Consider the following 943-nt stretch of genomic DNA (forward strand, 5'->3'; position numbering starts at 1 on the left):
TAACGAGCATTTCCGTGAACCACTCGAAGTAAGTCTCGACACGATTATGCGCGGCGGTCATCCCGATGATCGGCCAGTGAAGTATAGCTATTATGTGAACGGCGAGCTTTCGACCGAGGATGATCGTCCGCGTCAGAGCACGGTGCTGTCAGCAGGAAGCCATACGGTAAGGGTCGATGTCGAAACCGAGTTTGGTCAGACGATCCAGGAAACAAAGAGCATCGACGTTTATCCGAACCAAGAACCGGTTTGTGAGCTTACCGGTGACATGTTCAGTACGTCTTATTCATACAAAGCGTATTGTGACGACCCGGATGGAACCGTGACGGACTATCGGTGGACGATTAACGGTACCGTGATCGATACAGTTCGCGGGTACCGCATGACCACCCCGCGTGCCGACTACGAGACCGTTCCAACGGTATCAGTGGTCGCGATTGACGACTCTGGTGCAGAGTCCGCAGAAGTGTCCTTGTCGGATCCAGACGCCTAATAGAGTTGGGGAGGCATCACAGAAAATGTCTCCCCAACGCACATTCCAAAACCACCACAACAACTCGCGGGGGCAATAGCCCCCGCTTTTTTGTCTCAACCTCTGCAATGTGCTTCTAAGTGAGGAAATTTGCTCACAACCCGCACATTGGTCGTTCTGACATGACGTAGCATCCGGGAAACTTCATTTTAAGGACGTACCCGATGCGCTCAAAAAACTCCCAATTCGTTCACCGCTTTCCGAGATTGCTCCTTGCCGCCGCGGTCTCGGCTCTCGCTCTTGGGACTGCTTTGTCAGTGACCAAGATGGCGAACGCTCAGCAGATGAAATTCTCCGACGTGGCCGGTCCTGGCATGAACGGTTCGAGCGTCACCGGGGCAATCAAATCTATGGCTACCCTTGATGGCCGGATCGAAAAGGTTTTCGAAGATATCGACATTTCAAGCCAGC

Annotated in this window: 2 protein-coding genes; both read left to right on the top strand. The window is 52.9% G+C overall.

The window, feature by feature from the left end; translation table 11 throughout:
- On the top strand, positions 1-493 hold a 493-nt coding region (locus tag WA429_RS21295; RefSeq protein ID WP_336107919.1), incomplete at its 5' end, for a hypothetical protein.
- Positions 494-696: 203 nt separating this feature from the next.
- Positions 697-943: hypothetical protein (locus tag WA429_RS21300; protein ID WP_336107920.1), on the top strand; the 247-nt coding region annotated here is incomplete at its 3' end.

Source organism: Thalassospira sp. CH_XMU1420-2, from assembly GCF_037029325.1.
Classification (GTDB): Bacteria; Pseudomonadota; Alphaproteobacteria; order Rhodospirillales; family Thalassospiraceae; genus Thalassospira; species Thalassospira povalilytica.